Here is a 16313-nt window from a genome sequence, read left to right on the forward strand (position 1 = left end):
GTGCTGGCTCAACCGGCGACGAGTTCGCCGCTGAGGGCCTTGGCGATCAGCGCACGCGTTTCGGCAATGCCGTAAAGCGCAACGAAAGATCCGAAGCGCGGGCCCTGCTGCAGGCCCAGCAACACCTGGTAGAGTGCCTGGAACCAGGCCACGGAGACACCGGGACCACCGTCCGGGCTCTTCTTGGCGTGGTCCCGATACCGCTCGATCTTACGCGCCACATCGAGCGCTGCGTCCTGGATCGTGCTGCCATCGGCACCAGCCGGCAGGGCCGCCAGCGCGGCATCGAGTTCCATGAGGGCCGCCCGCTCGACGTCATCGGGTGCGCGGAACTGCTTGGTCGGCTTGACGAAATCATCGAAGTACCGAATGGCAAAGGTCACCAGTTCGTCGAGCTTCGGATGGGTTTCCCTGGTCACACCCGGAGCATAGCGGGTGATGAAGGCCCACAGCACGTCCTTGTTCTCGGCATTGGAGGCCGAAACCAGGTTCAGCAGCATGGAGAACGGCACCGGCATGTTGATCGCCGGAACGTCGCCGGAGTGGATATGCCAGGCCGGGTTCATCAGCTTCTGGTCCGCCGACATCGCCGGGAACTTTTCCGCATAGGCGAAGTACTCGTCCACCGCCTTCGGGATGACGTCGAAATAGAGCTTCTTGGCGGTCTTCGGCTTGCCGAACATGTAGAGCGCCAGGCTCTCCGGCGCGGCATAGGTCAGCCACTCGTCGATGGTGAGGCCATTGCCCTTGGACTTGGAGATCTTGGCGCCGTCGTCAGCCAGGAACAGCTCGTAGACATAGTGCTCGGGCGGCGTGCCGCCGAGGATTTCGCAGATCTTGTCGTAGAGCGGCATGTTCGGACCATGGTCCTTGCCGAACATTTCAAAGTCGACGCTGAGGGCTGCCCAGCGGGCACCGAAGTCCGGCTTCCACTGCAGCTTCACATGACCGCCCGTGACCGGCAGCGTGCAGTCGCGACCATCTTCGCCCTCGAAGGTGATCGTCCCGTTCTTGGCGTCGACTTCCTTCATCGGCACATAAAGCACGCGGCCCGAGATCGGGGAAATCGGCAGGAACGGGCTGTAGGTCGCCTGACGCTCAGCGCCCAGCGTCGGCAGCATCACGTCCATCAGCGCCTGATAGCGTTCAGCCGCGCGCAGCAGGATGCCGTCGAGCTTGCCGGACTTGTAGTACTCGGTCGCGCTGGCGAATTCGTATTCGAAGCCGAACGTGTCCAGGAAGCGCCGCAGCATGGCGTTGTTGTGATGGCCGAAACTGTCGAAATCGCCACCGAACGGGTTCGGCACCGCCGTCAGCGGCATGTGCAGGTAGGGCTCAAGAAACGACTTGTCCGGCACGTTATCCGGGATCTTGCGCATGCCGTCCATGTCGTCCGAGAAGCACAGGAGCCGCGTCGGGATCTTGTCTTCGGTCAGAAGGCGGAAGGCCGTGCGCACCATGGTCGTGCGCGCCACTTCTCCGAACGTGCCGATATGCGGCAGGCCCGAGGGGCCGTAGCCGGTCTCGAACAGCACCGGGATGGATGGATCCCGTTTCTCCACCCGCTTCACCAGTTTCCGGGCTTCCTCGAACGGCCAGGCCTTGGAGGTCCGGGCCGCCTCGACGAATTCGGGCGACAGGTCAAGCGAAGGGAGTGTATGTGCGCTCATGTCTAGCGGGATCCATGCATATGTCTTGAACAAGACGGAAAGCCGGCCACCGTCCGGTGTTGTGCGGCGCGGCAGCAGGTCGGCGGACACTAGAAAAGCCGCAAGGGTCCGTCAATGAAACTCTCGGGCCCAAGCGCAAAGCGGCGCTTGTTCTGTCGCCGGGGAGGCATTACCAGTGCGGGCAGGTAAATTCATGCCCCGTTAGGAGAGGCCCTCGTGTCTATGAGCCAGAAAGTCAGCGTTCAGGAAGCTCTTCTCTATGTGATGGTGACAATGTCGGCCGCCGACAGCGCCATGCCGGACAATGAACTCCACTCCATCGGCGACCTCGTCAAGGCGCTGCCGGTCTTTGCCGGGTTTGACGGCGACAGCATCGTCAAGGTTGCCCAGGCCTGCGGCGAGCTGCTGCAGGATCCGGAAGGCCTCGACAACATCCTTGATCTCATCGCCGAAAGCCTGCCGCAGCGGCTCTACGACACAGCCTATGCCCTTGCCGTCGAAGTTGCGGCTGCTGATGGCGATGTGCCGGAGGAAGAACTGCGTCTCCTCGAACTGTTGCGCGACCGGCTTAGCCTCGACAAACTGACGGTTGCCGCCATTGAGCGCTCTGCCCAGGCGCGCTTCCGCGTTGCCTGAGGCCTAGTTCAGGATGCGCCGCATCGAGGGTGTGTCGAGCGAGAACGCCGGAATTTCGGCCGAAAACATCCGGCCGTCCGGCAGTTCCATGCTGTAGCTTCCTTCCATGATGCCGGATGGCGTCGGCAGGGGGCAGCCGGATGTGTATTCGAAGGCTTCGCCGGGGAGGATGACGGGCTGTTCTCCGATGACCCCGGCGCCTTCGACCTCTTCGACACGGCCCATTGCATCGGTGATGATCCAGTGCCGGCGACGCAATTGGACCGGCGTGGCGCTGAGATTGCGGATCTCGATCGTATAGGCCCAGACAAACCGTCCGTTCTTCGGTTCTGACTGCTCTTCCAGATACATCGGCTCGACCGTGATCTGGATGCCCTGTGTCGTTGCTCTGTACATGCTGAATCCTGCGGAGCGATGGGACAGTTGTCCCCTTTGACGACGCATATAGGGGGATCCTTTCCTGTTGCACAGGGGTGGCAAGGATCGAGGACTCCGGCCGCGTGACTTTGCGTGATCAATCCATGACGCAGCTGTGACGGGCAGGGGGCTTGCCGCGGGCCGCGCTGCGGCGCAAACAGGCGAACAGACTAAGCTGGAACTATGAGATGTTCGACGCCCACCTCCGTCCGCTGATTGATCCGCCCCTCAATGCGGCCGGGCGGACCGTGGCTGCTATCGGTTTGACTGCGAATGCCGTCACCGTTATCGGCCTCGGCTTTGGACTGGCCGCTGCCGGGCTTATTGCGGCCGGTTATCCGCTCATGGCGTTGCCTTTGCTCCTTGCCAACCGTCTTGCCGATGGTCTTGATGGCGCCGTGGCGCGGGCAACCGAACGGACGGACCTCGGCGGATATCTGGATATCGTGTTCGATTTCTTGTTCTACGGCGCCATCCCGCTGGCCTTTGCGCTGCAGGATCCCTCCAGCAATGCTCTTGCCGCGGCGGTGCTGCTTTTGAGCTTTTACGCCAACGGGGCGGCTTTCCTGACCTTTGCCATCATGGCAGAGCGCAAGCGCCTTGAAACTTCGCGCCGGGGGCTCAAGTCGCTCTATTATCTCGGTGGCCTCGCGGAAGGCGCGGAGACAATTCTGGTCTTTGCGCTGATGTGCCTATGGCCGGCGGGCTTTGCGCTGCTTGCCTATGGCTTTGCCGCCCTGTGCGGCGTGTCGGCGGCGGCACGAATTGCCACCGCCATCAGGGTCCTTTAAGGCCGGGTTCAGGCAGCCGTCGCAGCAGCCAGGCCACGCGCGATGTCGTCCAGCAGGTCGAGCGGATCCTCGAGGCCAACCGATAGCCGAAGCATTCCGTCGGTGATGCCCAGTTCCAGGCGTGCATCCTCGGCGACGTTCTTGTGTGTGGTCGTGGCCGGATGGGTGATCAGGCTCTTGGCGTCGCCCAGGTTGTTCGACAGCTTGATCACCTGAAGCGCATTGGTGAAGGCAAAGGCAGCGGCCTTGCCCCCGGTCAGTTCGAAGGCCAGCATGGTCGAGCCGCCCGTCATCTGGCGGGCAATGACTTCGGCTTGGGGATGGTCTGCCCGGCCGGGATAGATCAGGCGGGAGATCGCTGGATGTCCGGCGAGCCGGTCAGCAAGCGCGGCGGCGCTGTCGGTCTGGCGCGCAACGCGCAAGGGCAGTGTCTCAAGGCCCTTGAGCAGCACCCAGGCATTGAACGGGCTCATGGCCGGACCGGTGTGCTTCACCAGGGGCAACACCTCGTCCTCGATCCACTTGGCATCTGACAGCACGACACCGCCGAGGCAGCGGCCCTGGCCATCGATATGCTTGGTTGCCGAGTAAACGACCACGTCCGCGCCGAGTGTGAGCGGCGACTGGAACATCGGTGTGGCGAAGACATTGTCGATGATCACCCGCGCGCCGACCGCATGAGCGATCCCGGCGACGGCAGCGATGTCGATGACGTCCAGCGTCGGGTTGGTTGGGCTCTCGAGGAAAACCGCTCGGGTCGCTGGCGTCACTGCAGCGCGCCACTGATCGAGATCCGTGCCGTCGACAAGCGTGCTGGTCACACCGAAGCGCGGCAGCAGGGTCTCGACGATGTAGCGACAGGAACCGAACAGCGCCTTGGCTGCCACCACGTGGTCACCCGCCTTGACGCTGGCCATAAGCGCCAGATTGACCGCGGCCATGCCGCTGGCGGTGCCGATTGCGGCCTCGGCCTGTTCCAGCTCGCACATCCGCCGTTCGAACATGGCGACGGTCGGGTTGGAATAGCGCGAATAGACGAAACCCGGATCCTCGCCATTGAACCGCGCCTCGGCGGCTTCGGCATTCGGATAGACAAAACCCTGGGTGAGGAAGATCGCCTCGGATGTCTCGCCATGCTGGGAACGGATCGTACCGCCATGCACAAGACGGGTCGCAGTGCGCATGCCCGACAGGCCGGAGGTCTGGCCGTCCTTGTTGGCGCCTGTGCGGGCGGACGTGTCGTCGGATGCGGTCATGGGTCGAGGCTCCAGATACAAAAAAACCGGCCATAGGGGCCGGGATTCACCTCCCGACCTTTTTAGCTACTTATTTAACGTGGCTGCAAGCCGGCCGGCCCAAATCACCACGGAACAGCTGACGCATTACGCCATTCCCGGCAGTGCGTCAATCACAGGCAGAAAACTTGGTTGGCCGGAGAGAAACCTTCGGCTAAGCAACAGGACCGGCGTGCTGATGGCCCTTGTCATTGGCGCGATGCGAATTGGAGAGGTCTGTCCATGCGCCCTGAAGGCATTCTGCCCGCCCATATGATCGAGGACATGTTCCGCTCTGGTGGTATCCTCAGTGCCAGCGCACCGGTGGATGGACAGATACAGCCCGCCAGTCTCGACCTGCGCCTCGGCAATCTCGCCTATCGGGTTCGTGCCAGTTTTCTGCCCGGGCAAGGCGTGATGGTCGCCGACAAGCTGGATGCATTCGCCCTGCATACGATCGATCTCGTACCAGGGGCCGTGCTGGAGACCGGTTGCGTTTATATCGTCCCCCTGCAGGAAAGCCTCACCTTGCCGGAAGCGATATCGGCAACGGCCAATCCGAAGAGTTCCACGGGTCGGCTGGATGTCTTCACCCGGGTCATTACCGACGAGGGCCGGGCCTTCGATACGGTTCCAGCCGGCTATCGCGGTCCGCTGTATGCTGAAATTTCGCCGCTGACATTTCCGATCCTCGTTCGCGAAGGCTCACGCCTGTCGCAGATCCGCTTTCGCATCGGCGAGCCGCTGATTGCAGACAATGAACTGGAAAGCGTGCATCAACTGCAGCGTCTCGTCAGCGGAGGCCATGAGCGCATCGGCGGCGGCGTGCAACTGTCCATCGATCTGGCCGGGCAGGGTGAGGGAAGTCTCGTCGGCTACCGCGCCAAGCATCATACCGGTGTCATCGATGTCGACCGCAAGGATGCCCATCACCCGCTGGACTTCTGGGAACCGATCCACCGGCGCGGACCTGCCGAGTTGATCCTCGATCCGAACGAATTCTACATCCTCGTCAGCCAGGAGGCGGTGCATGTGCCGCCGCTGTTTGCCGCTGAAATGGTGCCATTCGATCCGCTGGTTGGCGAGTTCCGTGTCCACTATGCGGGGTTCTTTGATCCCGGCTTTGGCCACGGCAGTGCGGGCGGCACCGGATCGCGTGCGGTGCTGGAAGTGCGCTCCCATGACGTGCCCTTCATCCTTGAACATGGCCAGACCGTTGGCCGCCTCGTTTATGAACACATGCTGGAACGGCCGCACAGCCTTTACGGCGAAGGAATCGGCTCCAATTACCAGGGGCAGGCCTTGAAACTGTCGAAGCATTTTCGTCCGCTGGCCTGACGGAGCAAAGGCAGGGCAGGGCGTGCAGGTGGTTTGATGTTTGCAACAGCTGACGTGCCGGTCGTGCATCACCCGGCTTACTGTGCCGACCTGCCAGACGGACACAGGTTCCCGATGAACAAGTTCCGCCGGGTCGCCGAACTGGCCCTGGCTGAGGGGCTGGTCCCGGACGGAAGGTTCCATCGGCCCCGGCCGGCACCGGCCGAATGGGTCGCCCTGGCGCATGACCGGGCCTATGTCGACCAGGTGTTTGCGGCCGACGTCCCGGCGCCTATCGCGCGTGAAATCGGTTTTCCGATGACAGAAAGCGTTGCCCTGCGCGGTCGGTGCGCGACCGGGGGCACGGTGCTTACCGGATATCTTGCACTTGATCATGGGCTGGCCTGCAATACGGCCGGCGGCAGCCACCATGCGCGCTGGGCGCATGGGGCAGGGTTTTGCGTTTTCAACGATGTTGCAGTTGCCATCCGGGTCATGCAGGCCGATGGAGTAATCCGTCGCGCACTGGTCGTGGACCTTGATGTGCACCAGGGCGATGGAACGGCTGATATCTTTTCCGCAGACCCGGACGTTTTCACCTTCTCGATGCATTCGGAAAAGAACTATCCTGTCCGTAAGGTACCGTCGTCGCTTGATGTCGGGCTCGCGGACGGGCTCGAGGACGCGGTTTATCTGGAGGCGCTGGCGGAGGTCCTCCCCGGTGTTCTGGAAGCAGCCCGTCCCGACATCGTCTTTTACAACGCCGGTGTTGATCCCTTTGCAGGCGACAAGCTCGGACGGTTGGCGCTGTCGCGCGAGGGACTCCGCCGCCGCGACGAGTATGTCATCGGACTGGTCAGACAGGGCGGCATTCCGCTGGCCGGCGTGCTCGGCGGCGGCTATTCAGCGGATATCGACGAACTGGCTGACCGCCATCTCACCTTGCTGCGCGCCGCCATTGCGGTACAGTCCGGACAGGCTGGCCGGCCTGGCTGATCCGGTCAGCGCCGCGCTGCGAACACGCGGCTGAGGATCCACAGCGGCACGACGATGACGGCCCCCAGGACCAGATACTGTCCCACCTGCTCGACGGCCGAAAAGCCCATGTTCCAAAGCTTGCGGATGAACGAGAACAACAGGTCGACCAGACCCAGCGGGTCGAGGTCAAGGGCAGACAGGATGACGCCGACAACCAGCGACAGGAAAATCAGGCGGACGGCAACGCGCAACGGCGTATCGCCCAGGAACCGGCTCAGTCCATCACCCGACATGTCTTGCTCCATCGCTGCGTCGCACTCCCGGCCCCCTAGATAAGGGATCGCGAGACAATGTGCATCCCCGTGCTGTCAGTGGAGCGGAAATTCCCTTAGGCTGACGTCCGCTTCAGGGGTTCACCCGTGCCGGGGCTGCCGGTGAGACGTACGGTCTTCGGCGGCACGCCATACCACGCCTTTACCGCGCGCGAGAAAGCCGAGAGTTCCGAGAACCCCAGCAGGAAGGCAATTTCCTTCATCGGCAGGGACGTGTCCTTCAGATAACGCGCTGCCATGTTGCGGCGGATCGTTTCGGTCAGCTTGCGGAAGGACGTGCCTTCCGCCTCCAGCAGCCGCTGCAGCGAGCGCTGCGACATGCCAAGGTCGGCTGCGATATGTTCCAGAGACACGGTGCCGGACTTGAGCGCATCATTGATGCGCTCCGCCACTCGTGTCAGGGGCTCATTGCGGCCGCCATATTCTTCCATTTCCCGGATCGCGGCCTGCTCGACGATTGCGTAGAGATTTGCCTCGCTGCGCGGGGTTGGGAGAGCAAGATAGTGCTTGGGAATGTAGATGCGATCATATTGCCTGCCGAACAGCAGCCGAGAGCCATGGCGGCGCTGGAAGTCGGAGGTGCGCCGTGGAGCGGGTTGGGAAATCTCGATGATAAGGCTTGCAGTCGGGTCCTGAATCGCAAACTCGATGCGTCCGACAGCCCATGCCACCCGTTCATATGTGCTCTGGATCCTGGGCAGCCCACAGTCGGGGACATGCCATTCGAGGATCCCATACTCAGCCTCCTCGGTGAAGGTCAGCCGGTAGAAGTTGGTCCGCAGAGGCAAGAAGCGCGACCAGTTCATCAAGCCTGTCGCCAGGCTAGGTGCGCACATGCCGACGTAGTCGAAGGTTGAAAACAAGCCCAGAGGCAGGGACGAGGCGACATCCAGCATGAAGCCATCGTCATTGCAGGCCTGCGCCACATGTTCGAACATCATGATCGCTGTTCGATAGTCGACCGTCGCGGCCGGACAATGCGGTTGATCTGCACGCACGCCATAGTGTCTTGCAATAGCTGCCCAGTCGAGACGCTTCAGCTTGCAGGCGATTTCCAGCGCTTGCAGCGTATCTGCACGGCACCAGTCGTCCTGTAGCCGCCGTGTCCCTCGGGTGTGCTCCAACACGTTCCTGCCCTCCCTGCAAGAGGTTTGGACGAGTGTTCTATAGACGCCGCTCTGGCGCAATAGGTCAAAGTTTCGTCAGCTTTGCCTTCGGTCTATTTATTTTGGCACGTTTAGTTAAATATACGGCTGATTGTGACAACGACAGCGGCACGGAAAAGCGGCATATATCTAGATGAAAGACGTTATTGCCGCTGCGTCATATCTGGCGGATCATGCGAACTTTCCTATGTTCGTGTGCAGTGCGGGTCAGCTTGCCTCACTTTGCAAGTCACTATTGACGCATCTTTTGCAGCGGTTTCGCTTCGTTTTCGAGAATACGTGGCCCCATCACGAACGAACAATGTCGAAAACAGTGCGAGAACATCTGCCAGTATGTCTGGACTGCATGGAAAAGCCCCCCGGTTTCCAACCGCGCGGGGCTTTTCCTTTTCGCAAGGCACAAATCAAATCCGAGCCAATTCGCTTGCGCAAGAACATGCCTTTTCAATGCCGACTGTGGCATTTGATTAAACAGCTGATGTGCTTTTTGTTCACGCAGTTGTGAAAAAGAACATTGAGAGCACTGCTGTGGAAAACTTCTGATCGTTTCCGATTCAGGGGGCGGCGCTTTGAGTTTATTACGTTAGTTTGGAAGAAGTTACTTTAGATTGATTTTTTTGATCTTTCAATTTTAGATTGAAATTGTCAATTCAAGCGCACGCATGCACACAAACAGCAGGGGCGCAGCCGTGCGACTGCGCCCCTGACATTTCACTCAATCAAACCTGTCTCAGGCCGCCTCGGCTGCCGATCCGGCCTCGCCCTGCGGCGGGAACTTGCCGTAGAAGCTCTCGTTGTTCTTGGCCATTTCGCGCAGCAGCTTGTTCGGCTTGAAGCGCGGTCCCCACTTCTTGGTGAACTTCTTGCAAAGTTCAACGAAGGCGTGAGTGCCCATCATGTCGATGTAGCTGAGCGTGCCGCCGGTGTACGGGGCGAACCCGAAGCCGAGGATCGAGCCGACGTCGGCCTCGCGGACGTCCGTCAGGCACTTTTCTTCAAAGATGCGGGCGGTTTCGAGGGCCTGCATCACCAAAAGGCGCTGCTTCAGCTCCTCGACATTGAAGGCGTCAGCCGGCTTCGGCTTGCCGACCACATCCGGGATCCCGGCCCAGAGAGACTTTTCCTTGCCCTTGTAGTCGTAGAAGCCCTTGCTGTTCTTGCGGCCGAAGCGCTCGCGCTTGACCACCATCTCTTCCAGGATGTTGTCCAGCGGGCCTTCGACATAGTTGACGCCAAGGTCCTTGCGGGTGGCCGAGACGATCTTCCAGGCGAGGTCCAGCGCCACTTCGTCGCCGAGCGACAGCGGGCCGACCGGCATGCCGGCCATCTTGCCGGCGTTCTCGATCATGGCCGCCGGTACGCCATCGGCCAGCATCATCAGGCCTTCGCGCACGTAGGTCATGACCACGCGCGAGGTGTAGAAGCCACGGCTGTCATTGACGACGATCGGGGTCTTCTTGATGGCCTTGATGTAGTCCAGCGCCATGGCCAGCGCCTTGTCCGAGGTCTTCTTGCCAAGGATCACCTCGACCAGCATCATCTTGTCGACAGGCGAGAAGAAGTGAATGCCGATGAAGTTCTTCGGGCGGGACGAGGCTTCTGCCAGCGAGGAAATCGGCAGCGTCGAGGTGTTCGACGCGTAGATCGCCTTGGCCTTCAGCGCTGCTTCGGCCTTTTCGGTGACGACGCGCTTGACCTCACGGTCTTCGAATACGGCCTCAATGACGAGGTCGCAGTCCGCCAGCTGGTCATAGTCCGGCGTCGCGTTGATGCGCGCCAGCAGCTTTTCCTTGTCCTCGGCAGTTGCCTGGCCACGCGAGACGGACTTGCTCATCAGCTCGTCCGAATGCGCCTTGCCCTTGTCAGCGGCGGCCTGGTCACGGTCGATCAGCACGACATCAATGCCGGCCTTGGCCGTGACATAGGCAATGCCTGCGCCCATGAAGCCTGCGCCGATGACGCCGATCTTCTTGATCTTGTTCGGCTTCACGTCGGCCGGTCGGCGTGCGCCCTTGTTCAGCTCCTGCATGGAGACGAACAGTGAGCGGATCATGTTGGCTGCTTCCGGTGTCTGCAGCACATGCGCGAAGTAACGGCTCTCGACCTGCAGGGCGAGATCCATCGGCAGCTGCAGACCTTCGAACACGGACTTCAGCAGGCCGCGAATACCCGGATAGTTGTCCTGGGTCTCGCGGCGATAGATGGCGTTGGCGGCCGGCCAGAACTGGAAACCGGCCGGAGAGTAGACCGGGCCGTTCGGCAGCTTGAAGCCTTTCTCGTCCCAGGGCTTCACCGGCTTCACGCCCGCCTTGAGCATCTTCTTGGCCGTCTCGACCAGCTTCTTGGCCGGTGCGGTATCGTCGATGAGCTTCATCGACCTGGCCTTGTCGGCGCGCAGGGTCTGGCCCTGCATCAGGAAGGTGAGGCCCGCCTGGGCATCGGTCATGCGCATGACGCGCTGCGTGCCGCCAGCGCCCGGGAACAGGCCCACCTTCACTTCCGGCAGGCCCAGCTTGAAGCTGTCATCTTCCACGCCAACGCGGGCATGGCAGGCCAGCGCCAGTTCGGTGCCGCCGCCCATGCAGGTGCCGTTGATCGCAGCAACAAACGGTTTCCCGCAGGTCTCGAGCTTGCGGTAGATCAGCGTCAGCCGGCGGGAGCCTTCGAACAACGTCTTGGCTGCGGCTTCCGCATCCTTGCGGCGCTCCTTGTGGAAGCCCTTGAGCAGGCCGTCGAGCATGGTGAGGTCAGCACCGCCCGAGAAGGCGGCCTTGCCGGAGGTGATCACGGCGCCCTTGATGGCCGCATCGGCCACCACATCCGCGATGATCTTGTCGAGGTCGTCCATCACCGAGATGTCGATGACGTTCATCGACTTTTCCGGCATGTCCCAGGTGATGAGGGCGATGCCGTCGGCATCGGTTTCAAGGGTGAAGTTCGTGTAAGCCATTGTGGTTCTCCCCGAGGACAGCCGTCAGACGCGCTCGATGATCGTCGCCGTGCCCATGCCGGCGCCGATGCAGAGGGTGACGAGGGCGGTGTTGAGGTCGCGGCGCTCCAGTTCGTCGAGCACCGTGCCGAGGATCATGGCGCCGGTGGCGCCAAGCGGGTGGCCGAGCGCGATCGCGCCGCCGTTGACGTTGACCACCGACGGATCGAGATCGAAAGCCTGACGGAAACGCAGCACGACCGAGGCGAAGGCTTCGTTGATCTCGAACAGGTCGATGTCCTTGAGGCTCATGCCGGCATTGCGCAGCAGCTTCTCCGTCACATCGACCGGACCGGTCAGCATCAGCGCCGGCTCGGAGCCGATGTTGGCAAAGGCCTTGATGCGTGCGCGGGCTTTGAGGCCAGCCGACTTGCCGGCCTTGCGCGAGCCGATCAGCACGCCTGCGGCACCGTCCACGATACCCGACGAGTTGCCGGCATGGTGCACGTGGGTGATACGCTCCAGCTCCGGATGCGCCTGAACGGCGACCGCATCAAAGCCTCCCATCGCCCCCATCATCTCGAAGGATGCGCCGAGTGCGGCCAGCGACTGCATGTCGGTGCCTGGACGCATGTGCTCGTCCTTGGCCAGGATGGTGATGCCGTTGACGTCCTTCACCGGGATGACGGACTTGGAAAAGTAGCCCTTGTCCCAGGAATGTGCTGCGCGCTTCTGGCTCTCAACCGCGTAGCTGTCGCAGTCATCGCGGGTGAAGCCGTACTTGGAGGCGATGAGGTCCGCCGACACGCCCTGCGGCATGAAATAGGAGGGCAGGGCCACCTGCGGATCCACGGGCCATGCGCCACCGGATGCGCCGATGCCGACGCGGCTCATGCTCTCGACACCGCCGGCGATCACCAGCTGATGCTGGCCGGACATCACCTGGCCGGCCGCCATGTTCACCGCATCGAGGCCGGAGGCGCAGAAGCGGTTGATCTGGATGCCGGGCACCGAATTGTCATAGCCGGCAGCAAACACGGCCGCGCGGGCAACGTCGCCGCCTGCTTCGCCGACCGGGTCGACGCAGCCCAGGATGACGTCATCGACAAGCCTGGTGTCGAGTTCGTTGCGGTCGCGGATGGCTTCGAGGGCGACGGCGGCGAGGCGGACAGCGGTCACCTCATGCAGCGAGCCGTCCTTCTTGCCGCGTCCGCGCGGCGTGCGCACGTGGTCAAATACATAAGCCTCAGGCATGGAATCCTCCTGAATGTCGTGGTTGGTCAGGCAGATGCGGGCAGTGGATGGCCCGGCATCAGCGCATAGGGGGGAGCCCAGCCAGGCTGGGCACGAAGCCGGTCAAGCCAGCGGGACATGTTGGGATAGGCGGCAAGGTCGATCCCGATTTCGTCGGGCCAGAACAGATAGCCGCACAGGGACAGATCGGCCGTCGTCAGCCGGTCCGCGACCACGAAATCGCGGCCAGTCAGGTGCTTGTCGAGGATGGCAAAGGCCGACTTGGCCCGGGCCTCGAAAAAGGCAGTAACCGGTGTTTCCCCGGTCTTTGCGAATTGCCGCAGGTAGCGCAGCGTCGCCGCATAGCTGCTGAGCTTGTGGTTGTCGAACAGCACCCAGCGCAGGATCTCGCGAGCTTCTTCCTCGGTGCGGGCTCCGAACTCGCCAAGCTCCTCGGCAAGATAGTCGAGAATGACGCCGGACTGCACCAGCTTGAGGCCGTTATGCTCCAGCACGGGCACTTCGCCCATCTCGTTGACTGTCTCGCGGAACTCCGGCGACCGGGTGGCTCCGTTGAAGAAGTCGACGAACCGCGGCTCCCAGTCTGCCCCGGCCAGCTGGAGCATCAGGGCGACCTTGTAGGAATAGCCCGACTGGGCAAAGCAATGCAGTACATACGCGGCCATGCGTTCCTCCCGTCATGGCATGACACCACAGGCATGGGATCAAGGCGTGGCCCGGCGGTTGCGCCGGGCCATCCGGATCAGAATGCCTCGGCAGGCAGGCTCATCATGGTGTCTGCACCAGTCGAGATGCGGGCAAGATGCGCGGCCGTTTCCGGCAAGGTGCGCTCCATGAAGAAGCGGCCGAAGACCAGCTTGGCCTCATAGCGTTCCTTGTCCTCGCCGGCCGCGATCTTCTCTTGAGCGGCCTTGGCGATCTGGGCCCACATGTAGGCCATGGCCACCAGACCGAAGAGGTGCATGTAGTCCGTGGAGCCAGCGCCGGCGTTGTCAGGCTTTGCCATGGCATTCTGCATGAACCACATGGTCGCGGCCTGCAGGTCGTCATGCGCCTTCTTGAGCGGCTTGGTGAAGGGGGCGAGTGCCTCGTTTTCCTTGTTGGCCTTCAGGAAGTCGCCAACCTCGGCAAAGAAGGTCATCACGGCGCGGCCACCGTTGGCTGGCAGCTTGCGACCGACCAGGTCAAGCGCCTGGATGCCGTTGGCGCCCTCATAGATCATGGCGATGCGGGCATCGCGCACGAACTGCTCCATGCCCCATTCGGCGATGTAGCCATGGCCGCCATAGAGCTGCTGGGCGTTGACCGCATTGGCAAAGCCGACATCGGTGAGGACGCCCTTCAGCACCGGGGTCATCAGGCCCATCAGGTCATCCGCGCGGGTCCGGTCTGCCTCGTCGTCCGAGCGATGCGACACGTCGCCCTGCAGCGCGGTCCACAGCACCAGCGCGCGGGCCGCCTCGTTGAACGAGCGGATCGACATCAGCACGCGGCGCACGTCCGGATGCACGATGATCGGATCGGCGGCCTTGTCTGCGGCCTTCGGACCGGTCAGGGCGCGGCCCTGGATGCGGTCCTTGGCGTAGACGACCGCGTTCTGATAGGCGACTTCCGACTGGGCGAGGCCCTGCACGGCAACGCCAAGACGGGCCTCGTTCATCATGGTGAACATGGCGCGCAGGCCTTTGTTCTCCTCGCCGACGAGCCAGCCGGTCGCCCCGTCATAGTTCATGACGCAGGTCGCGTTGGCGTGGATGCCCATCTTGTGCTCGATCGAGCCGCAGGAGACGCCGTTGCGGGCCCCGAGCGAGCCGTCGCCATTGACCATGAATTTCGGCACGACAAACAGCGAGATGCCCTTCACGCCCTCCGGTGCGCCCTCGATCCGGGCCAGCACCAGATGGATGATGTTCTCCGCCATGTCGTGTTCGCCGGCCGAGATGAAGATCTTGGTGCCGGAAATCTTGTAGCTTCCATCGGCCTGTGGTGCGGCCTTGGTGCGGATGAGGCCCAGATCGGTGCCGCAATGCGGTTCGGTCAGGTTCATCGTGCCGGTCCAGGTGCCGGAAACCATGTTGGGCAGATAGGTTGCCTTCAGCGCGTCGGTGCCATGCAGTGTCAGCGCGGCCACCGCGCCGGCTGTCAGGCCCGGATACATGGCAAAGGCCATGTTGGCGGAGGACAGATACTCGGCCATGACCATGGCCAGTGTGTGCGGCAGGCCCTGGCCGCCGTGATCGGGATGAACCGACAGGCCGCCCCAGCCGCCTTCGCAATAGGCGTCATAGGCCGCCTTGAAGCCTTTCGGAGGGGTGACGCTGCCGTCGTCGTGACGGACGCAGCCTTCCTGGTCACCGCTCTGGTTCAGAGGCTGGATCACCTCCTCGCAGAACTTGGCGCCTTCCCGCAGGATGGCTTCAACCAGATCGGGCGATGCATCGGCAAAGCCCGGCAGGTTGCTGTAGCGTTCGTAGCCGAACACATCCTTGAGTAGAAACAGTGTGTCCTCGACGGGGGCACGGTAGGTCGGCATAAATTCCTCCCAGAACGAAACCGCATAATCACGACTTGACGTTTCCGTAAACGTCAACTGCCGCCTTTATATACGCGCCATTCCGGGGCGGACAAGCCGTGTCCTTGGGGAAGGTACGCCTGATTCTTTATAAAATGAACAAAAGTCGCAGGCTCAAACGCACAAAACCGGAGCGCGTGCCCCGGTTTTGCGTGATTTTCGATCAGTTTGCGGCCGTGCCGCGCGCGTCAGGCTTATTCGCCCTCGGCTTCCTTGTGTTTCAGCATGCCGGAGACGATCTCGACGGTGCGGGAAAGCTCCTCGATTGCCTGGTCGATATCCTTGCGCTGGTTGACCAGAACGGCAATCTGCTCGCTGAACCGCGACAGGGCGACCCGAAGTTGCGTCACCTGTCCGTCGCGCAGGTCATAGAGGTCGAGCATGTCTCGGATCTCGCTCAGCGAGAAGCCGACGCGCTTGCCCATGACAACCAGCTTCAGCCGCGCGCGATCCCGCCGCGTGTAGACCCGGTTGAGGCCATCGCGTTTCGGATTGAGCAGACCCCGGTCCTCATAGAAGCGCAGCGTGCGCAGGGTGCAGCCAAACTCCTTGGCGAGGTCGCCAATGGTGAAATGGGTCTTCTTGGTGCTGTCGTCGGCGGCGGCAACGACATCGACGATCTCGGTGTTGTTCCGGAGGGATAGTGCTTCGCTCATGTCCTGTTCCTGCTCGCATCTCCCGCGCCGTCCCAAGATCCGAGAGGCTCGGGCGGGGGCAACGGGCGGCTTGCGCGGGGCCGCAACACCGGGAGGGGTGAGGGGACGCCGTGTTTCTAATGGAACGCCATACCTTACGCTAAGGGAACGGTCCACTCCTGGCAGGCGCCTTTTTTCCAGAATCGGCGCTTTTGGCCGATTGGCAAAGGAGCGGTTAAGACAAATTCGCAAGCTGCGACCGGAATTAACGCGCTGTTTACCCTACCGCGACAAAGATTCACCCATTGCTTCGGTGCCATTGTTTTTCCAGTTCCGGGACCG

The 16313-nt window shown here is 62.0% G+C and carries 14 protein-coding genes and 1 riboswitch; of the genes, 4 read left to right on the top strand and 10 right to left on the bottom strand.

From position 1 onward, the window contains the following. Window positions 1–8: 8 nt before the first annotated feature. Complete coding sequence (locus ACTIFE_RS06105; protein WP_439528273.1) at window positions 9–1670, bottom strand: lysine--tRNA ligase; 1662 nt, start codon at window positions 1668–1670, stop codon at window positions 9–11. Between the two features lie 222 nt (window positions 1671–1892). Here ACTIFE_RS06105 and ACTIFE_RS06110 point away from each other — a divergent pair, with 222 nt between their 5' ends. Further along, on the top strand, window positions 1893–2306 hold the full coding sequence (locus tag ACTIFE_RS06110) for a tellurite resistance TerB family protein (protein ID WP_439528337.1): 414 nt from the start codon (window positions 1893–1895) through the stop codon (window positions 2304–2306). Between the two features lie 3 nt (window positions 2307–2309). On the opposite strand, the gene apaG is transcribed toward ACTIFE_RS06110, so the two are convergent. Then, a complete protein-coding gene (gene apaG, locus ACTIFE_RS06115) occupies window positions 2310–2702 on the bottom strand; it encodes a Co2+/Mg2+ efflux protein ApaG (protein ID WP_439528274.1) in 393 nt (130 codons plus the stop codon). Between the two features lie 209 nt (window positions 2703–2911). Between apaG and ACTIFE_RS06120 the strand changes: the two genes are divergently transcribed. Then, window positions 2912–3514: a CDP-alcohol phosphatidyltransferase family protein gene (locus ACTIFE_RS06120; protein ID WP_439528275.1), complete on the top strand. Its 603-nt coding sequence runs from the start codon at window positions 2912–2914 to the stop codon at window positions 3512–3514. An 8-nt stretch (window positions 3515–3522) separates the two neighbouring features. Here the strand turns inward: ACTIFE_RS06120 and ACTIFE_RS06125 are convergent, their stop codons facing one another. Continuing rightward, the gene (locus tag ACTIFE_RS06125) at window positions 3523–4770 is read right to left on the bottom strand and encodes an O-succinylhomoserine sulfhydrylase (protein ID WP_439528276.1); all 1248 of its coding nucleotides are present in this window, start codon (window positions 4768–4770) and stop codon (window positions 3523–3525) included. A gap of 41 nt (window positions 4771–4811) precedes the next feature. Beyond that, window positions 4812–4891: riboswitch (SAM riboswitch) on the bottom strand. A 140-nt stretch (window positions 4892–5031) separates the two neighbouring features. On the opposite strand from ACTIFE_RS06125, the gene ACTIFE_RS06130 reads away from it, so the two are divergent. Together ACTIFE_RS06130 and ACTIFE_RS06135 are read left to right on the top strand one after the other, a co-directional pair. Then, window positions 5032–6126, top strand: a complete 1095-nt coding sequence (locus tag ACTIFE_RS06130; RefSeq protein ID WP_439528277.1) for a 2'-deoxycytidine 5'-triphosphate deaminase — start codon at window positions 5032–5034, stop codon at window positions 6124–6126. Between the two features lie 36 nt (window positions 6127–6162). Then, a complete protein-coding gene (locus tag ACTIFE_RS06135; RefSeq protein WP_439528278.1) occupies window positions 6163–7101 on the top strand; it encodes a histone deacetylase family protein in 939 nt (312 codons plus the stop codon). A gap of 5 nt (window positions 7102–7106) precedes the next feature. Here ACTIFE_RS06135 and ACTIFE_RS06140 read toward each other — a convergent pair whose 3' ends face one another. The 7 genes from ACTIFE_RS06140 to ACTIFE_RS06170 form a co-directional block, all read right to left on the bottom strand. After that, window positions 7107–7376, bottom strand: a complete 270-nt coding sequence (locus ACTIFE_RS06140) for a DUF6460 domain-containing protein (RefSeq protein WP_439528279.1) — start codon at window positions 7374–7376, stop codon at window positions 7107–7109. A gap of 95 nt (window positions 7377–7471) precedes the next feature. Then, the gene (locus tag ACTIFE_RS06145; protein ID WP_439528280.1) at window positions 7472–8542 is read right to left on the bottom strand and encodes a helix-turn-helix domain-containing protein; all 1071 of its coding nucleotides are present in this window, start codon (window positions 8540–8542) and stop codon (window positions 7472–7474) included. A gap of 769 nt (window positions 8543–9311) precedes the next feature. Continuing rightward, window positions 9312–11531, bottom strand: a complete 2220-nt coding sequence (locus tag ACTIFE_RS06150; RefSeq protein ID WP_439528281.1) for an FAD-dependent oxidoreductase — start codon at window positions 11529–11531, stop codon at window positions 9312–9314. Between the two features lie 24 nt (window positions 11532–11555). After that, a complete protein-coding gene (locus ACTIFE_RS06155) occupies window positions 11556–12764 on the bottom strand; it encodes an acetyl-CoA C-acetyltransferase (RefSeq protein ID WP_439528282.1) in 1209 nt (402 codons plus the stop codon). Window positions 12765–12790: 26 nt separating this feature from the next. Then, window positions 12791–13429 carry a glutathione S-transferase family protein gene (locus ACTIFE_RS06160; RefSeq protein WP_439528283.1) on the bottom strand — a complete coding sequence of 213 codons (639 nt, stop codon included), beginning with the start codon at window positions 13427–13429 and terminating at the stop codon, window positions 12791–12793. Between the two features lie 77 nt (window positions 13430–13506). Continuing rightward, on the bottom strand, window positions 13507–15297 hold the full coding sequence (locus ACTIFE_RS06165) for an acyl-CoA dehydrogenase C-terminal domain-containing protein (RefSeq protein ID WP_439528284.1): 1791 nt from the start codon (window positions 15295–15297) through the stop codon (window positions 13507–13509). Window positions 15298–15530: 233 nt separating this feature from the next. Next, window positions 15531–15992: a MerR family transcriptional regulator gene (locus ACTIFE_RS06170; RefSeq protein WP_106751720.1), complete on the bottom strand. Its 462-nt coding sequence runs from the start codon at window positions 15990–15992 to the stop codon at window positions 15531–15533. Between the last annotated feature and the right edge of the window lie 321 nt (window positions 15993–16313).

This window comes from Pannonibacter sp., assembly GCF_051860505.1.
In the GTDB taxonomy this organism is placed as follows: Bacteria; Pseudomonadota; Alphaproteobacteria; order Rhizobiales; family Stappiaceae; genus Pannonibacter.

Coding starts and splice junctions, on each gene's coding strand:
- ACTIFE_RS06105 (WP_439528273.1), bottom strand. CDS start 1,670: ATGAGCGCACATACACTCCCTTCGCTTGACCTGTCGCCCGAATTCGTC.
- ACTIFE_RS06110 (WP_439528337.1), top strand. CDS start 1,893: ATGAGCCAGAAAGTCAGCGTTCAGGAAGCTCTTCTCTATGTGATGGTG.
- apaG (WP_439528274.1), bottom strand. CDS start 2,702: ATGTACAGAGCAACGACACAGGGCATCCAGATCACGGTCGAGCCGATG.
- ACTIFE_RS06120 (WP_439528275.1), top strand. CDS start 2,912: ATGTTCGACGCCCACCTCCGTCCGCTGATTGATCCGCCCCTCAATGCG.
- ACTIFE_RS06125 (WP_439528276.1), bottom strand. CDS start 4,770: ATGACCGCATCCGACGACACGTCCGCCCGCACAGGCGCCAACAAGGAC.
- ACTIFE_RS06130 (WP_439528277.1), top strand. CDS start 5,032: ATGCGCCCTGAAGGCATTCTGCCCGCCCATATGATCGAGGACATGTTC.
- ACTIFE_RS06135 (WP_439528278.1), top strand. CDS start 6,163: ATGTTTGCAACAGCTGACGTGCCGGTCGTGCATCACCCGGCTTACTGT.
- ACTIFE_RS06140 (WP_439528279.1), bottom strand. CDS start 7,376: ATGTCGGGTGATGGACTGAGCCGGTTCCTGGGCGATACGCCGTTGCGC.
- ACTIFE_RS06150 (WP_439528281.1), bottom strand. CDS start 11,531: ATGGCTTACACGAACTTCACCCTTGAAACCGATGCCGACGGCATCGCC.
- ACTIFE_RS06155 (WP_439528282.1), bottom strand. CDS start 12,764: ATGCCTGAGGCTTATGTATTTGACCACGTGCGCACGCCGCGCGGACGC.
- ACTIFE_RS06160 (WP_439528283.1), bottom strand. CDS start 13,429: ATGGCCGCGTATGTACTGCATTGCTTTGCCCAGTCGGGCTATTCCTAC.
- ACTIFE_RS06165 (WP_439528284.1), bottom strand. CDS start 15,297: ATGCCGACCTACCGTGCCCCCGTCGAGGACACACTGTTTCTACTCAAG.
- ACTIFE_RS06170 (WP_106751720.1), bottom strand. CDS start 15,992: ATGAGCGAAGCACTATCCCTCCGGAACAACACCGAGATCGTCGATGTC.